This is a genomic window from Streptomyces sp. MNU76, assembly GCF_020982545.1.
Classification (GTDB): Bacteria; Actinomycetota; Actinomycetes; order Streptomycetales; family Streptomycetaceae; genus Streptomyces.
Genome location: NZ_JAJKLK010000003.1, coordinates 445,259 through 461,029, shown reverse-complemented (window position 1 = coordinate 461,029; position 15,771 = coordinate 445,259). Strand labels below are relative to the sequence as shown.

The following is a 15,771-nucleotide window of genomic DNA, read 5'->3' as shown; positions in this document are numbered from 1 at the left end:
ACGATCCAGCAGGAGACAGGAGAAGGGACCGGGGATGTCCTCGCACCAGCAGGAGAATGACCGGAAGCAGAGCCGTAGGCCTCGTCGGATCCGCCGGATCCTGGCGGCCGTGGGCCTCACCGCCGCCGTGGCCTCGTTGGGCCTGGTCGCGCCCAGCTCGGCCAGCGCCGCGCCGCAGGCGTGGGAGTGCGGCACCGGGAACGTGTGTGTCTGGAGCAACATCAACGGGACGGGCAGCCGCTGCGCCTGGAGCAACGCCGACCCCGACTGGTGGAACGGCAGCATCCAGTGTTCGTGGTCCGACACCCAGAACGTCAGGTCCGTCTGGAACCGCGGTACCTCGTCCTCGTACAACTACGTCGCGCTCTACACCGGCGCCAACTACACCGGCACCCGCTACTGCTTCAGGCAGGACGGCGGATACGACAACGACTTCAGCGCCAGGATCCGCTCCCACCGTTGGCAGGCCTCCTGCTGATCAGGAGGTGACCGGCGGGTCCCGTCGCGGGGCCCGCCGGTTCGGCGTGTCTAGGCGCCGCCGGTTTCCTCGGCCCCCTCCTGCCGCCCCCGCAGCCACACGTACACCGGGATGCCCGCGAAGAGGAACAGCGCGCCCTGGTAGACGGCCGCGTAACCGGCGCCCGCGATCAGCCAGAAGGAGAAGGCGAAGGAGAGTGCGGCGACGATCAGGTCGCGGGCCAGGCCGGCGGGGCGGACCCGCTCCCGGGTGCCGCGCGCCAGCCAGTACAGCTGGGCGGCGGCGGAGAGCAGATAGGGGACGCAGCCGGTGAACGTGGTGATGAGGACGAGGACACGGAACGCGGTGTCCGGGTCGTCCGCGTAGTTGACGACGATGAGCAGCGTGCCGAGGACGGCGGTGGCGAGGACGCCGAAGCCGGGGACACCGCCCTTGCCGACCCGGGCGAACGGCTTCGGGAAGAGGCCGTCACGGGCGGCGGCGTAGGGCATCTGGGCGCTGAGCAGGACCCAGCCGTTGAGGCAGCCCACGATCGAGGCCACGGCGACCAGCGCGATCACCGTGCCGCCCCAGCTGCCGCCCGCCATCGCGTTCACGGCATCGGCGAAGGGCGCCCCGGACTCGACCAGTTCCTCGTGCGGGACCAGGCCGAACACGGCGACCGTGCCGAGGATGTAGACCACGGCGGAAGCGAGGGTGCCGAGGACACTGGCGCGGCCCACGGTGCGCTCGGGATCCTTGACCTCGCCGGCGCTGACGGCGGCCGACTCCACGCCCAGGAAGCTGTAGAGGAGGAGCGCGGCCGCGGCGGCGACCGCGCCGGGGGCGCTCTCGCCGGAGGCGTTGAACGGACCGAAGTTGTCGGTGTCGACGAAGAACAGGCCGACGGTGGCGACCAGCAGCAGCGGCACGAACTTCAGCACGGTGGAGACGATCTGCACGGCGCCCACATAGCGGGTGCCCGCGAAGTTCGCGGCGGCCGGCAGCCACAGGGCGGCCAGGGCCACCAGCGCCAGGACCGCCTTGCTGTCACCCAGCGGTATCAGCACGTCGACGTAGCCGACGACACCGACGGCGAGCGCGGCGATGCTGACCCAGCACATCGTCCAGTACGACCAGGCCGACAGGAAGCCCGCGAAGGGGCCGAAGGCGTCGCGCGGGTAGACGTAGAGACCGCCGGTGACCGGGCTGCGGCGGGCCAGCCTGCCGAAGAGCAGCGCCAGCAGGACGGCGGCCACGGAGAGGATGACGAAGGCGAGCAGGCTGACCGTGCCGTACGGGGCGACGGCCGCGGGGAGGGTGAAGATGCCGCCGCCGATGATGTTGCCCATGACGAGGGCGGTGGCGGCGGCGAGGCCGAACTTGCGGCCTGGGGCGGCGGGCGCGCCGGGGTCGAGGTCGGTTCGGGCTCGGTGGCCTCGGGGGTGCTGGTCGTGGTCATGACGGTTCCCGGGGATGGGGCGGGGTGGGGACGGGGAGGGCGTGATCGTACCGCCGTGGTCCACATGGTGGTCAATCTGTTCATGTACTGGACACACTCGGGGCGGTCCAGGCACCTCGACTACCGTCGACGGCATGACCAGCAACGCACCCGGCAGCTTCTCCCACGTCCCCGGTCCCCGCGTCGGCCCCTTCGCCTCGGCCCTCGCCGCCGACGTCCTCGTCCTGGACGGCGGCATGTCCAACCAGTTGGAGTCGGCCGGGCACGACCTGAGCGACGCGCTGTGGTCGGCGCGGCTGCTCGCGGAGCGGCCGGAGGCGATCACCGAGGCCCATCTCGCCTACTTCGAGGCGGGCGCGAGCGTGGCGATCACCTCCAGCTACCAGGCCACCTTCGAGGGTTTCGCGGGGCGTGGCATCGGGCGCGAGCGGGCTGCCGAACTCATGGCGCTGAGCGTCGAGTTGGCCGTCGACGCGGCGGTGGAGGCGCAGGCGCGGGGCATCACGCGCCCGCTGCTGACAGCCGCCTCGGTCGGCCCGTACGGGGCGATGCTGGCGGACGGCTCCGAGTACCGGGGACGGTACGGGCTGAGCGTGGCCGAGCTGGAGCGGTTCCACCGGCCCCGGCTGGAGGCGCTGGCCACCACCCACCCTGACGTCCTCGCGCTGGAGACGATCCCGGACACCGACGAGGCCGAGGCGCTGCTGCGGGCGGTCCGGGGTCTGGACGTGCCCGCCTGGCTGTCGTACACCGTCGCCGGTGACCGCACCCGCGCCGGTCAGCCGCTGGAGGAGGCCTTCGCGCTCGCCGCCGACGCCGAGGAGATCGTCGCCGTGGGCGTGAACTGCTGCTCGCCCGACGATGTGGACGGCGCGATCGAGACGGCCGCGCGGGTCACCGGCAAGCCGGTGGTGGTGTACCCGAACAGCGGCGAGACCTGGGACGCGTCGACCAGGGCCTGGACCGGGCGGTCGACGTTCACGACCGAGCAGGTGGAGGCGTGGCGGGCGGCCGGGGCCCGGCTGATCGGCGGGTGCTGCCGGGTGGGTCCCGAAGCGATCGCGGCCATCGCGAAGTCCCTGGGCTGACCGGCCGGGGCGTCCGCCGTGCGTGGCCGCGTGTGGGTGCGTGGGTGCGTAGGGGGTGTGTGGGGGCTGAACGCGCAGTTCCCCGCGCCCCTGGGGGGCGCGGGGCGGCCGGGCTCCGGGGTCTACTTCGCCTCGCTGCCGTACTTCGAGGTCGACCAGAAGTAGCCGAGAACCGCGAGGCCCAGGCACCAGGCCACGGCGAGCCAGCCGTTGTGGCCGATCTCGGTGCCGAGGAGCAGTCCGCGCAGGGTCTCGATGGCGGGAGTGAAGGGCTGGTACTCGGCGATCGGCCGGAACCAGCCCGGCATCGTGTCGGCCGGGATGAACGCGCTGGAGATCAGCGGCAGCAGGACCAGCGGCTGCGCGCTGTTGGCGGCCGCCTCCGCGTTCGGGCTGGACAGACCCATACCGACCGCGATCCAGGTGAGCGCCAGGGAGAACAGCGCGAGCAGCCCGAACGCCGCCAGCCACTCCAGGACCGAGGCGTCGACGGAACGGAAGCCGATGGCGACACCCACGCCACCGACGAGCACCACACTGGCGACGCACTGCAGCACGCTGCCGGCGACATGCCCGACGAGGACGGAACCGCGGTGGATCGCCATGGTGCGGAAGCGGGCGATGATGCCCTCGTTCATGTCGGTGGCGACCGACACCGCGGTCCCGACGACGGTGCCGCCGATGGTCATCATCAGGATGCCCGGGACGATGTAGGCGATGTAGTCGGAGCGGTCGCTGCCGCCGATGCCCGCGCTCATCACGTCGCCGAAGATGTAGACGAAGAGCAGCAGCAGCATGATCGGGGTCAGCAGCAGGTTGAGCGTGAGGGAGGGGTAGCGCCGCGCGTGCAGGAGGTTGCGGCGCAGCATCGTCGAGGAGTCACGGACGGCGAGGGCGGCGGGGTTCGGGCGGGCGGGGGGCGGGGCGCTCATCGGACGGTCTCCTTGGACTGGTTCTGCGGGGTGGGGACGCCGGTGCCGGTCAGGGCGAAGAACACGTCGTCGAGGTCGGGGGTGTGCACGGTGAGTTCGTCGGCCTCGACGCCTGCGGCGTCCAACCGGTCCAGCACGGCGCGCAGTTCGCGCTGGGTGCCGCCGCTGGGGAGCTGCAGGGCGAGAGCCTCGTCGTCCCGGGTGACCTCGCGCAGCGCGGAGGCGGCGGAGCGGTAGGCGGCCGGGTCGGCGAAGCGGAGGCGGACGTGGCCCCCGGGTATCTGCCGCTTCAGTTCGTCGGCGGTGCCCTCGGCCACGATCCGACCGCCGTTCAACACCGCGATGCGGTCGGCGAGTTCGTCGGCCTCCTCCAGGTACTGGGTGGTGAGGAAGACGGTGACGCCGTCGGAGACCAGCTCGCGGATGATCTGCCACATGGTGTGGCGGCTGCGTGGGTCGAGGCCGGTGGTCGGCTCGTCGAGGAAGATGATCCGCGGGCCGCCGACCAGGGTCATGGCGATGTCGAGCCGGCGCTTCATGCCGCCCGAGTAGGTGGAGGCGGGCTTGCGCGCGGCCTCGGTGAGGTCGAAGCGCTCCAGCAGATCGGCGGCGACCCGGCCTCCCTCCTTCCTGGACAGGTGGTGCAGGTCCGCCATGAGGAGCATGTTCTCCTCACCGGTGATCAGCCCGTCGACGGCGGAGAACTGTCCGGTCACCCCGATCACGGAGCGGATGGCCTGGGGGTGCTGGTGGCCGCCGACCCGGATCTCGCCGGCGTCCGGGGTGACGAGCGTGGAGAGGATCTTGACGGCGGTGGTCTTGCCGGCGCCGTTCGGGCCGAGCAGGGAGAAGATCGTTCCCTCGGGGACGGTCAGGTCGACACCGTCGAGGACGGTCTTCTCGCCGTACGCCTTGCGCAGCCCGCGTGCCGCGATGGCCTGGTTCGTCATGGTGGGTGTCGCCCTTTCCGGGGTCGTCAGAGGCTGCGGGCGGTGATGTCGCCGTAGCCGGTGGTCGCGTGGATGTCGAGGCGGGCGCCGGTGCCCCCGCTGTTCCGGAGCGAGTTGTGGATACGGCCGTAGGAGGTGCCGGCGTCCAGGGAGGCCGAGGCGCCGGTGGCGGCGCCGACGGAGATCTCGCCGTACCCGGTGTGCAGGGTGACGGTGCCGCCGGCGGCCTCGGTGATGCGCAGGTCGCCCTTGCCGCTGGTGATGTCGGCGGAGCCGTCCAGGCGGCCGACCAGTGCGTCACCGGCCAGGATGTTCAGGCGGGCGCTGGCCGCCTCGTCGAGCTTGACCTGGCCGTGCGCGCCGTCGATGGCGACGTCGCCCAGCCGCCCGACGCCGCGGAACTCGGCGGCGGCCGCCTTGGCCTCGACATGGGAGCCGGCGGGCAGTTGGACGGTCACCTCCAGACTTCCGGAGGGGCCGAGGAGTTCGTTCTTCGCCGCCGGGGCCTGGATCCGCAGCACTCCGTCGCGGTAGTCGACCGTGGTCCGTTCGGCGGCCCTGACGTCCCGGCCCTTGGCGGCGTCGGCGGGCCGGACGTCGACGGTGGTGTCGGCCCGGTCGGCGGCGATGAGCCGCACGCGCCCGGCGGGGATGTTCAGGACGGCGGAGATCGGGGCGGGGGTCTCGAACTTCTGCATGGTGCTCTCCTTCAGCTGTCGCGCTTCGGCTCTTGCTCTTCGACTCTGCTCTTCGGCTCTCGCCGTTCGCGCTTCGTTTCCGACAACAGAAAAGCTACGTTGCGTTCGAAGTTCCAGCAACACTCTTGTTGCACAGATATGCCTTTTCTGCAGGTCAAAGTAGCAATTTCGTTGCAACGGGCTCGCGAGTAACGCAACATCCCCACTCGAAGCGTTGCAATGAATTGGGCGTGAACGCTATAGTCGGCGTCGGCGCACCACGCAGCACGAAGGAGACAGCGATGCCGGGAGGCAGGCTCACCCAGCAGGAACGCCAGCAGATCGCTCTAGGGCTAGCCGACGGCCTCGCCTACGCGGAGATCGCCCGACGCCTGGAGCGCCCCACCTCGACGATCACGCGTGAGGTGATGCGCAACGGCGGCCCCACCGCCTACCGCGCCGACCTGGCCCACCGCGCCACCGAACGCGGCGCCCACCGGCGCCGCCGGACCACGCCCCGGGCCGCACAGACCCCCGAGCAGGTTCCCGGCCGCGACACCGAGGCCGTACGCGAGTACGAGGAGACGTTCACCCACGTCATGATGGCCTCGGGCATGCCCACGATGATGGCCCGGGTGATGGCCTGCCTCACCCTCACCGACAGCGGCAGCCTCACCGCGGCAGAACTGGCCCAGCGGCTCCAGGTCAGCCCGGCCTCCATCTCGAAGGCGATCGCGTTCCTCGACAGCCAGGGCATGGTCCGCCGGGAGCAGGGCGAACGCCGCCGGGAGCGCTACATCGTCGACGACGACGTCTGGTACCAGTCGATGATCGCCAGCGCCCGCGGCATCGCCCAGGTCGTCGAGACCGCCCGCCAGGGGGTCGGCGTCCTCGGCCCCGGCACTCCCGCCGGCGCCCGTCTGGAGAACGTCGCCCGCTTTCTCGACTTCGTCAGCGAGAACACCACCCGCGCCGCCGAGCAGGCCCGCGAGATCCTGCACACCAAACCCCGGACGTCCACGGACGGCACCGCCGAACCGGCCGCGGACCACGGGTAGCGGCGGCCGGCCGTCCGCGGACGGGGCCGGTCTCAGGGGCTGCGCCGGAAGCGGCGCAGGGCCGGCAGCGGACCTCCGCCGGAAGTGACGAAGGTGCCGGCGCCCTGGATCCTGCGCGGCCGCCCCGCGTCCGCGGCCCAGAGGACGAGCTCGGGGTCGTAGGGGCCGTGGACGACGGTCCCGGCCTCCGGGGAGTCGAAGACACGGACCGGATGGGTGTGGTCCCAGACCGGCCAGGCCGGGTCGCCCGCCGTCGCGAAGCGGACCCAGGCGCCGTGCAGGGCGGTGGCGAGGTCGCGGGGGGCGTGCTCGCCGGCGAGCTTGGCGGAGGCGGCGATGTCGCCGGTGTCGAAGACGAAGCCGAGTTCGAGGGCGTGGCAGGAGCCGAGGGCGGGGATGCCGGAGGACCAGGCGAACTCGTAGACGTAGGACCGGGCGTGGTCGACGCGGGCGTCCGCCACCCGGTGCAGGGGGACCCGGAGCAGGTGGTCGGTGACCAGCTGACCCACCAGGTCGGCGGTGCCCTTGTCAGGGTGGAGGTCGCGGTAGGCGCGCGGGACCTCGGGGCCGCAGTGGCAGCGGGCGCGGGCGCCGGCCAGCGCGACCGTCCCGAGGCGGTCGACGCGTTCCTGGAGGCCGCCGGGGACGAGCCAGAGGCGGTGCTCGTCGCGGGTCCAGCCCATGAGGAGGTCGATGCCCGGAGCCGCGCCGTGCTCGGTCAGCGCCTGGAGCGGGTCGGTGGGCAGCAGGTCGCCGTCGACGACGATGCCGAAGGCGGGGCCGCCGAGCACCGGGCTGCTGAGGCGGCCGACCTCGGCCTGCGCCTCGGCGAGCGCGGTCCGGTCCACGGCGGCGAAGGCCGCGGCGGTCGCCGGCACCTTGAGCCGGTTCGCCATCCGGCGGACCATCCGGCGCACCTTGTCGCGGTCCAGGGCCTCCGGCGGCCCGCTCTGCAGCACCGCCCTCCGGAACAGGCCCCGGGCGCGGGGCATCGCCAGCAGCGCGCCGACGCTGATGGCGCCCGCCGACTGGCCGGCCAGGGTCACCCGGTCCGGATCACCGCCGAACGCCGCGATCGCGTCCCGCACCCACTCCAGCGCGGCCAGCTGGTCACGCAGCCCGAGGTTGGCCGGGGCGTCCGGGAAGAGGCCGTAACCCTCCACGCCCAGGCGGTAGTTGAGGGAGACCAGCACCACCCCGTCCCGGGCGAAGGCGGCGCCGTCGTAGACCGGGACCGCCGACGAACCCCGGGTGAGGGCGCCGCCGTGGAGCCAGACCAGAACCGGCAGCCGCGCCCCGGGGCCCGGCTCAGGTGTCCACACGTTCAGGTTGAGGCAGTCGTCGCCCGGGACGACGGGGTCCGACAGATAGCGGGCAAACGCCTCCGAGTACGGCGGTTTCGGAGGCGTCGGCCCGAAGACGAGGGCGTCCCGCACCCCGACCAGGGCTCGGGCGGGGAGGGCGGGAGGAACCGGCGGGGCCGAAGGGCGGGCCGCGTACGGGACGCCCCGGAACACCGCGATCGGGTCCCCGCGACCGTCCCCGCCCCCGTACTCGTACATGCCGCGTACGTCCCCGTACGGCGTCCTGACCACGGGGCCCTGCCGGTCTGCCGTCATCGCGCACCAGCTCCTCACGCCGCCCGCTCGTGAACGTCGTCCCCCTCAGAGCACCACATCCCTTCGCGGTATTCCGGTCGTGCGGGGTCCTGAGCGGCCGTTCGGGCGACGGCGGCCGCGCCGGGGCGACCGCTGGTGGGCGGGGCGGCGGCTACCTGGCGTACATCGGCGTCCCACGGTGACTACGAACCCGACGGACGTCCGGTGGCGAGGAGGGGCGACGGCACCACATAGGACCGGCGCAGCGCACCCGGCCGATTCCCTTCTCCTCCGCCACCGCGTGGCCCACTGGCCTGCCCGCTTGTTCGAGGTTTCGAAAGTTTTGGTTGAGGTGGTCCTCCGAATTCCCGCTTCTTCCCGCCGTGTTGAGTTGGGCTTAACGTAGAGAGCGCTTGCTACACGGCTCGGGATCGGCCGTGCGCGGAGCAGCCCTGTTCGAAAATTTCACCGGCCCTCGGGACGGGGCCCTGAGAGGTGGAGTCGCGATGGTGCGTGGCGGGAGCGCGACGGCCGGGCCGACGCTGGCGGTCGTGGCGCGCGAGGCCGGGGTGTCCGTGCCCACGGCCTCGAAGGTGGTCAACGGCCGTGAGGACGTGGCCCCCGAGACCAGGCGCCGGGTCACCGAGGCCTTGGACCGGCTCGGCTATGTCCGCAGACCCCGGTTCGAGGCGTCCAAGCCGCCCCGCATGGTCGACCTGGTGGTGCACTCCCTGGAGAGCTCCTGGTCGGGCGCCGTACTGCACGGCGTCGAACAGGCCGCCCACGACGCCGGCCTGGAGGTCGTCGTCTCGGCCGGCCTGACGCGCACCCGGGGCGCCCGCCCCGAACGCGGCTGGTTCGACAAGCTGACCGCCCGCGGCTCCGCCGGCGTGCTCTTCAACCTGGCCGAACTGTCCCCCGCCCAGTACTCCTGGCTCACCCAGCACCACATCCCGTTCGTGCTGATCGACCCGGTTCTGGAACCACCGCCCGGCGTCCTGTCCGTGGGCGCCGCCAACTGGCAGGGCGGGACCACCGCCACCGACCATCTGCTGTCCCTGGGTCACGAGCGGATCGCCGTGATCGCCGGCTACCGGCGCAAGATGTGCAGCAGCGCCCGGGTCGCGGGCTACCGCTCGGCACTCACGGCCGCGGGTCTGCCGTACCGGCCGGAGTACGTCCGCTACGGCAACTTCATGGAGACCACCGCCCGGCACCGGATGCTCCAGCTGCTCGACCTTCCCGAGCCCCCGACCGCCGTCTTCGTCTGCTCGGACAAGATGGCCCTCGGCGTCTACGAGGCACTGGCCGAGCGGGGGCTGCGGGTGCCGGACGACATCAGCGTGGTCGGATTCGACGACCTTCCCGAGGCCCGCTGGGCGTCCCCACGCCTGACCACCGTCCGCCAGCCGCTCTCGGAGATGGCCCAGACCGCGCTACGGCTGCTGGTGCGGATGATGGAGGGCCACCAACCGGAGGGCACCCGCACCGAGTTGTCGACGCGGCTGGTGGAGCGGGCCAGTACGGGGGCGCCGCGCTCGGTCTGAGCCTGTGGGGCGGGGTGCGTCGCGGTTCGGCCAAGTGGTTGCGGGGGACCTCGGTTCGGGTGAACGGTGGGCGTCGTGGGACCGTACGGATAGGGATGGCCAACCGGGTGTCCCGGCGGTCCCGAGGCCCCGGCCACTCCGCTCCACCAGCACCGAGCTCCACATGCTCCACAGGGAAGGACCTTCGGGTTGTCGCACATACGCTCTCCGCAGCTTCCGGGACCGACGCCGACACCGGACGACGACAAGGCCCCGGAGGACGCCGCCCCTCCGCAGCGGGACGCGGTCGCGGAGACCGAGCCGACGGCGGGGACGCGGGCGGAGACACCGGCCGACAAGGCGGAGACGCCGACTGACAAGGCGGAGAGGGCGGAGGCACCCGAGGAGTCCGCGCCCACCCCCAAGGCAGATCGGGAGCACTCGGAGGCCACCGCCGAGCCCAAGACGGACACCACCGCACCCGACACGGACACCACCGCACCCGCGGCGGACGCCTCCGCACCCGAGACAGCCACTCCCGACGCGGACCCGGACGCGGACTCGGACTCGGACCCCGGTGCGGACCCGCCCCTCCCCGGCTGGCGCGTGCGGCGCCCGGGCCGCGCGTGGCTCGCCTGGGCCGCCACGGGGCTGGCCCTCGTGCTCGTGCTGTTCGCGCTCGTCGTGCCGAACGACATCACCGAGCTCGACCCCGGCCGGTTCCTGCGGATCCCGGCGGAGGGCATCCTCGTGGCGGGCCTGCTGCTCGTCCTCCCCGCGAAGGCGCGCCGCGTGGCGGTCGTGGTGGTCGGCGTGGTGCTCGGCCTGCTGACCATCGTCAAGGTGCTGGACATGGGCTCGTACTGGACCCTGGACCGCCCCTTCGACCTGGTGCTGGACTGGATCCTGCTGGACGACGCGCTGTCGTTCATGAAGGACTCGCTCGGTGGGGCCGCCGCCCAGGCCGCGACCGTCGGCGTGATCGCGCTCGCGCTGGCGCTGCCCGTGCTGATGACGCTCGCGGTCGTACGACTGAGCCGGCTGATGGTGCGCAACCGGCACACGGCGAGCCGTACGCTCCTCGTCCTGGGGACCGCGTGGATCACGTGCTCGACGCTGACGCTGGAGATATCCGACGTCCCCGTCGCCTCGCACAGCGCGGCCACCCTCGTCGAGAACCGGATCGAGGCGGTCAGCAACGGCCTGAAGGACGGCGAGGCGTTCCGCAAGCAGGCCGCGGTGGACGCCTTCGCCGACGTACCGCCGGACCAGTTGCTGACGGGGCTGCGCGGCAAGGACGTACTGATCACGTTCATCGAGAGCTACGGCCGTTCCGCGATCGACGACCCGCGGATGGGCGAACCGCTCGGTGAGACCCTCGCGCAGAAGACACAGGAGCTGAAGGACGCCGGATACGCCTCGCAGAGCGGCTGGCTGCGCTCCCCGATCACGGGCGCCGGCAGCTGGCTGGGGCACTCCACGTTCCTGTCCGGTCTGTGGATCAAGAACCAGTCGCGGTACAACCACCTCGTCGCGAGCGACCGGCTCACCCTCACCGAGGCGTTCCGCCGCACCGGTGCCTGGCGCACGGTCGGCATCGTGCCCGGCACCCAGAAGACATGGCCCGAGGGCAAGTACTTCGGGCTGGACCACATCTACGATTCCGACCAACTGGGCTACCAGGGGCCGAAGTTCAGCTGGTCCACGATGCCCGACCAGTACACGCTGAAGGCCTTCCAGGAGCTGGAGCACGGCAAGGAGGACCGGGAGCCGATGATGGCGGAGATCATCCTGACCTCCAGCCACAACCCGTGGGCACCGATCCCGAGCACGATCCCCGAGGAGCGGATCGGTGACGGCTCGGTCTACCACTCCCTCCAGAAGGCCGAGGGCAAGAACCCGACGGAGGTCTGGAAGGATCCGCTGGCCGTTCGGGACGAGTACCGCAAGTCCATCCAGTACTCGGTGACCAGCCTCGTCGACTTCGTCGCGAAGTACGGCTCCGAGGACACCGTGCTGGTCTTCCTCGGCGACCACCAGCCCAACAAGACGGTCACCGGCGACAACCCCAGCCACGACGTACCGGTGTCGGTCGTCGCCAAGGACCCCGTAGTGCTGGAGAAGATCTCCGACTGGGGCTGGACGGACGGGCTCAAGCCCGCCGACGCCACGCCGACCTGGCGGATGGACAAGTTCCGTGACCGCTTCATGACGGCGTTCGGGCCGCAGCAGCCGGGCGGCACGCCCTGATCGCCGACGCACCACGCCGGAGGGCCGATCCGCCAGGTCGGCCCCGGGATTGAGGCCCCTCCGGAAGGCCGATCCGCCCGAACAGCGGCCCCGGGGGTTGAGGCCCACGCCGCCGGGCGGTCGGCCCCCCACACCGGGCAGGGCCCGGCGGGCATCCCGTGTCGGCGGGGGCTCAGCCCGAGGCGCCCGCGTCCTCGCGCGGGGCCCCGTCGCCCGCCGGGGGCAGGTCTCCGCGTTCGACCGGCCTGCCGTGGGGCGGGGCCTGTCGCGGTGGCGGTGTGGGAGGAGGAAGGCCAGTTCCGCGTCGGTGGGGCGGTGGGCGGCGAGCGCGGCTGCCCGCAGGGCGTCGCGGTCGACGGCGGTCTCGGCGGCGCTGATCCGAAGGAGGTTCCCGTCCTCCGGTGCGGCGTACTCGTGCTGTCCCGCCGAGGTGCGGTACCAGGCGTCCCCGTCCCGCTCGCAGTGGACCGCCTCGCCCGTGCCCTGGCCCACCGGCTCCTCGGGACAGCCGGCGGCGGTCATCCTGCCCCGGTCGACGAGGAGCAGGAGCTGGGCGCTGTTCTCGTGGGACCAGTAGGCGGCGGAGAACCCGTCGTCGCCGTACACGCCGACGGACTGGCGGGCCAGCGTGAACCCGGGGGACTCGGTGACGTAGACGAGCCCCGGCGCGAGGCCCAGCGCCTCGGCACGGGCGTGCAGTTCGGCCCGGTCGGGGAGCGGCTTCAGGGGCTCCCTGTCCCCGACCACGACCTCCTCGGTCCCGCAGGCGGTGAGCAGCGTCGGCAGAAGCGCCAGCGGCACCAGAACCCGCGCGGTACGGAGCATGGACATGCCCACCATCCTGCCGCACAGATGTTCCACAGGTGAGCCAAAGGCTCCGTTCCGTGAGAGCGCTTGCGCACGTGTCCGATTCCTTCAAGACCGGGCGTCGCCCCTCACCCTACGGTGGCCGCATGACTCCACGACTCGACGCGATCGGGATGGTGGCCTCGGACATGGCCGCCTCCGTCACCTTCTACCGCCGGCTCGGTTTCGACTTCCCCGAGGGTGCCGAGAACCTGCCGCACGCCGAGGCCCGACTGCCGGGCGGGCTACGGCTGTTGCTCGACACCGAGGAAACCGTCCGCTCCTTCCATCCGGCGTACCGCCCGGGGACGGGCGGCGGTGCCGGGCTCGCTCTGCTGTGCGACAGCCCCGCCGAAGTCGACTCGGTGTACGAGGAGTTGACCGGCGCCGGGTACCACGGCGAACTCAAGCCGTGGGACGCGGTGTGGGGCCAGCGCTACGCCGTGGTGCTGGACCCCGACGGCAACGGCGTCGACCTCTTCGCGCCCCTGCCGACGCCCACCGACGGGTAGCCTCCCGCGAACGGGTGGCCTTCCGCGAACGGGTGGCCTCCCACCCACGGGTGGCCTCCCACCGACGGGCGGCCGCCCGTCGCGGCTACCGCCCGCCGAGCAGTTCGCCGAGGGGCAGCCCCGCCAAATCCCTTACGTCGCGGGCGAGATGCGCCTGGTCGGCGTAGCCGGCCCGGGCCGCCGTCTCGGCGAAGGGCACGCCGTCCCGGGCCAGCGCGAGCGCCCGCTGCAGCCGCAGCACCCGGGCCAGCGTCTTGGGTCCGTACCCGAAGGCGGCGAGCGACTTTCGGTGCAACTGCCGTGCCCCGAGCCCGAGTTCGTCGGCGGTCGCCGCGACCGACCGGCCCGCACCAAGGGCGCCGACGAGCTGCCGCAGCACCGGATCGGGCGGGCCCACCTCTGCCGCCCGTTCCAGGACCACCTCTTCGAGGCCGCTCGCCGGATCGTGCGCCGCGTTCACCCGGGCCGTGAGCCGCCGCACGACCGCCGGCGACCACAGCTCGGCCAGGTCCACCCGTCGGTCCCGCAACTCGTGGGCGGGCACCCCCAGAAAGCCGGGCGCCTGGCCGGGGAAGAACCGGAGCCCCGCCCACCTGTCGGACGCCCCTTCGGTGACGTACGCCCGGGTGTCGGGGCCGGCGACCATCAGCCGCCCCTCGTTCCAGAGCAGGTCCATGCACCCGTCGGGCAGCACCCGCCCCGCGCCCGGCCGACTCGGCCGACTCGGGCTGTCGGTCCACACCACGGCCCCACCCAGCCGAGAGGCCCTTTCGACATACACAACGAAGAGGCTAGCCCTGTGGCCAAGGGCTACGCCCGGCCGGCCCGGGGGCGCGGGGAACTGCGCGAGGAACCACGGCCGGCCCGCGGATGTCTGAGCGCCTCGGCCCCAACGAAGCCCCACGGCCGGTCGCGGGCTGCGGACCGTCACGGGCGGGGCGGACCGTCACGGGGCTGCGGACCGTTGCGGACTGCGGACCGTGCTGGGTTGCCCGCGCAGTTCCCCGCGCCCCTGGAAAGCCTGGGGTCACCCGGCGCTTGACGACGCACCGCCTGCCCACGCCCGGCCACGGCCCCCTGCCGCGGCCCTATTCCTCCCCCTTCTTCGCCGGCGACCGCAAACGCGACGTCACGTCCTCCGGTGGAAGGAAGCGGGACCAGCGTTCGGGGAACTCGGAGGGCATGTCGGGGTCCTCCGGGTCGTGGGAGCGGGCGGCGGCCGCGCGGGCGACGTACTCGGCGGCCTGTTCCTCGCGGAGGCGCTCGTTCGCGGCGCGGGCGGCGGCCGTGGCCGCGGCGGGCCAGACACGGTCGATCGCGGCGTTGACGGCGGCGCCGACCAGGACGGCGAAGGCGCCCACGCCGATCCACAGGAGGACGGCGACGGCGGCCGCCAGGGAGCCGTAGATCGTCGCCCCCTCGACCGTGTTCGTCAGGTAGATGCGGAGCAGGAAGCTGCCCAGCACCCACATGCCGAGGGCGACCAGGGCGCCGGGGACGTCCTCCACCCAGGGGGAACGGACCGGCACCGACACGTGGTAGAGCGTCGTCAGGAAGACGATGGACAGGACGATCACAACGGGCCAGTAGAGGACCTGGACGACGGTCGCCGACCACGGGACGATCCGGACGACGGCGTCGGGGCCGGCCACCATCAGCGGGAGCGCGATCGAGCCGATCAGCAGCGCCACGAGGAAGAGCAGGAACGCCATGAGCCGGGTCTTGACGATGCCGCGGACGCCGTCGAGGCCGTACATGACGGTGATGGTGTCGATGAAGACATTGACCGCGCGGGAGCCGGACCACAGGGCGAACAGGAAGCCTATGGAGATGACGTCGGGTCGACCGCCCTTCATCACGTCGTCCAGGATGGGCTGCGCGATCTGCGTGACGCCCTTCTCGGACAGGACGGTGCGCGACGCCTCCAGGAGGTTGAGCTCCAGGCTGGCGATGGTGTCGGCGCCGGTCCAGTCGTCGACGTAGCCGAGCAGGCCGATCATGCTGAGCAGCAGCGGCGGCACGGAGAGCAGCGTGAAGAACGCCGCCTCGGCCGCGAGGCCCAGGATGCGGTACTCGATGCAGGAGTTGACGGTGTCCTTCAGGAGCAGCCAGGCGGTCCTGCGCTTGGAGACGTCCCGGTAGAGGGCACGGGCGCGGTGGAGACGCCCCTGGGGGCTCTCCGGCGGTGGGGGTGACTGACTTGCTGGCTGCACGCCCTAACGGTATCCGCCTGCGCGTGCCGCCCTCACCTCCCGGTGCCGCCTGCCGCGCCACGGTGCGCGTGCGGCGCACGGCCCCCTCCGGTCGCGTCACGGGGCAGCAAACAAAGGGAAACCCAACAGAAATCAAAGATGATTCCGAATCTCCTTTTCTGTCATGAACGTGCTGGCTGAATCGATGAGGGGACGGAAGTGG

The 15,771-nt window shown here is 72.2% G+C and carries 14 protein-coding genes; 7 read left to right on the top strand and 7 right to left on the bottom strand.

The window, feature by feature from the left end:
* The first annotated feature begins 34 nt into the window (after window positions 1-34).
* Complete coding sequence (locus tag E4N62_RS08365) at window positions 35-478, top strand: peptidase inhibitor family I36 protein (protein ID WP_230213304.1); 444 nt, start codon at window positions 35-37, stop codon at window positions 476-478.
* Between the two features lie 50 nt (window positions 479-528).
* Here E4N62_RS08365 and E4N62_RS08360 read toward each other — a convergent pair whose 3' ends face one another.
* Window positions 529-1,983: an amino acid permease gene (locus E4N62_RS08360; protein ID WP_230213303.1), complete on the bottom strand. Its 1,455-nt coding sequence runs from the start codon at window positions 1,981-1,983 to the stop codon at window positions 529-531.
* A 70-nt stretch (window positions 1,984-2,053) separates the two neighbouring features.
* Between E4N62_RS08360 and mmuM the strand changes: the two genes are divergently transcribed.
* The gene (gene mmuM / locus E4N62_RS08355) at window positions 2,054-3,007 is read left to right on the top strand and encodes a homocysteine S-methyltransferase (protein ID WP_230213302.1); all 954 of its coding nucleotides are present in this window, start codon (window positions 2,054-2,056) and stop codon (window positions 3,005-3,007) included.
* Between the two features lie 122 nt (window positions 3,008-3,129).
* Here mmuM and E4N62_RS08350 read toward each other — a convergent pair whose 3' ends face one another.
* From E4N62_RS08350 to E4N62_RS08340, 3 genes are read right to left on the bottom strand one after another with little or no spacing between them, the layout of a single operon-like run.
* Window positions 3,130-3,939 carry an ABC transporter permease gene (locus E4N62_RS08350; protein ID WP_230213301.1) on the bottom strand — a complete coding sequence of 270 codons (810 nt, stop codon included), beginning with the start codon at window positions 3,937-3,939 and terminating at the stop codon, window positions 3,130-3,132.
* Window positions 3,936-4,889, bottom strand: a complete 954-nt coding sequence (locus E4N62_RS08345; protein ID WP_230213300.1) for an ATP-binding cassette domain-containing protein — start codon at window positions 4,887-4,889, stop codon at window positions 3,936-3,938. Before E4N62_RS08345 ends, E4N62_RS08350 begins: the two co-directional genes overlap by 4 nt.
* 26 nt (window positions 4,890-4,915) lie before the next feature.
* The gene (locus E4N62_RS08340) at window positions 4,916-5,587 is read right to left on the bottom strand and encodes a DUF4097 family beta strand repeat-containing protein (protein ID WP_230213299.1); all 672 of its coding nucleotides are present in this window, start codon (window positions 5,585-5,587) and stop codon (window positions 4,916-4,918) included.
* 281 nt (window positions 5,588-5,868) lie between these two features.
* Here E4N62_RS08340 and E4N62_RS08335 point away from each other — a divergent pair, with 281 nt between their 5' ends.
* On the top strand, window positions 5,869-6,624 hold the full coding sequence (locus E4N62_RS08335) for a GbsR/MarR family transcriptional regulator (RefSeq protein WP_230213298.1): 756 nt from the start codon (window positions 5,869-5,871) through the stop codon (window positions 6,622-6,624).
* A gap of 32 nt (window positions 6,625-6,656) precedes the next feature.
* Here the strand turns inward: E4N62_RS08335 and E4N62_RS08330 are convergent, their stop codons facing one another.
* Window positions 6,657-8,243 carry a carboxylesterase/lipase family protein gene (locus E4N62_RS08330; RefSeq protein ID WP_230213297.1) on the bottom strand — a complete coding sequence of 529 codons (1,587 nt, stop codon included), beginning with the start codon at window positions 8,241-8,243 and terminating at the stop codon, window positions 6,657-6,659.
* A 485-nt stretch (window positions 8,244-8,728) separates the two neighbouring features.
* Here E4N62_RS08330 and E4N62_RS08325 point away from each other — a divergent pair, with 485 nt between their 5' ends.
* The 4 genes from E4N62_RS08325 to E4N62_RS08310 all read left to right on the top strand — a co-directional run bounded on the left by E4N62_RS08325 (window position 8,729) and on the right by E4N62_RS08310 (window position 13,356).
* Window positions 8,729-9,769 (top strand): LacI family DNA-binding transcriptional regulator, encoded by a 1,041-nt coding sequence (locus tag E4N62_RS08325; RefSeq protein WP_230213296.1) that lies wholly within the window; start codon window positions 8,729-8,731, stop codon window positions 9,767-9,769.
* A 189-nt stretch (window positions 9,770-9,958) separates the two neighbouring features.
* Window positions 9,959-11,998 carry a sulfatase gene (locus tag E4N62_RS08320; RefSeq protein WP_230213295.1) on the top strand — a complete coding sequence of 680 codons (2,040 nt, stop codon included), beginning with the start codon at window positions 9,959-9,961 and terminating at the stop codon, window positions 11,996-11,998.
* 276 nt (window positions 11,999-12,274) lie between these two features.
* Window positions 12,275-12,865: a hypothetical protein gene (locus tag E4N62_RS47860; RefSeq protein ID WP_268269142.1), complete on the top strand. Its 591-nt coding sequence runs from the start codon at window positions 12,275-12,277 to the stop codon at window positions 12,863-12,865.
* 86 nt (window positions 12,866-12,951) lie between these two features.
* Window positions 12,952-13,356, top strand: coding sequence for a VOC family protein (locus E4N62_RS08310; protein ID WP_230213294.1), 405 nt, complete (start codon window positions 12,952-12,954; stop codon window positions 13,354-13,356).
* A gap of 85 nt (window positions 13,357-13,441) precedes the next feature.
* Here E4N62_RS08310 and E4N62_RS08305 read toward each other — a convergent pair whose 3' ends face one another.
* Both E4N62_RS08305 and E4N62_RS08300 read right to left on the bottom strand, forming a co-directional pair.
* A complete protein-coding gene (locus E4N62_RS08305; RefSeq protein ID WP_230213293.1) occupies window positions 13,442-14,137 on the bottom strand; it encodes a helix-turn-helix domain-containing protein in 696 nt (231 codons plus the stop codon).
* Between the two features lie 307 nt (window positions 14,138-14,444).
* Window positions 14,445-15,569 carry a YihY/virulence factor BrkB family protein gene (locus E4N62_RS08300; RefSeq protein WP_230213292.1) on the bottom strand — a complete coding sequence of 375 codons (1,125 nt, stop codon included), beginning with the start codon at window positions 15,567-15,569 and terminating at the stop codon, window positions 14,445-14,447.
* Window positions 15,570-15,771 lie beyond the last annotated feature (202 nt).

Bases quoted from the DNA above. Each gene is read 5' to 3' on its own strand.
- E4N62_RS08335 (WP_230213298.1), top strand. From the start codon at position 5,869: ATGCCGGGAGGCAGGCTCACCCAGCAGGAACGCCAGCAGATCGCTCTA.
- E4N62_RS08365 (WP_230213304.1), top strand. From the start codon at position 35: ATGTCCTCGCACCAGCAGGAGAATGACCGGAAGCAGAGCCGTAGGCCT.
- E4N62_RS08345 (WP_230213300.1), bottom strand. From the start codon at position 4,889: ATGACGAACCAGGCCATCGCGGCACGCGGGCTGCGCAAGGCGTACGGC.
- E4N62_RS08350 (WP_230213301.1), bottom strand. From the start codon at position 3,939: ATGAGCGCCCCGCCCCCCGCCCGCCCGAACCCCGCCGCCCTCGCCGTC.
- E4N62_RS08340 (WP_230213299.1), bottom strand. From the start codon at position 5,587: ATGCAGAAGTTCGAGACCCCCGCCCCGATCTCCGCCGTCCTGAACATC.
- E4N62_RS08310 (WP_230213294.1), top strand. From the start codon at position 12,952: ATGACTCCACGACTCGACGCGATCGGGATGGTGGCCTCGGACATGGCC.
- E4N62_RS08330 (WP_230213297.1), bottom strand. From the start codon at position 8,243: ATGACGGCAGACCGGCAGGGCCCCGTGGTCAGGACGCCGTACGGGGAC.
- mmuM (WP_230213302.1), top strand. From the start codon at position 2,054: ATGACCAGCAACGCACCCGGCAGCTTCTCCCACGTCCCCGGTCCCCGC.
- E4N62_RS08325 (WP_230213296.1), top strand. From the start codon at position 8,729: ATGGTGCGTGGCGGGAGCGCGACGGCCGGGCCGACGCTGGCGGTCGTG.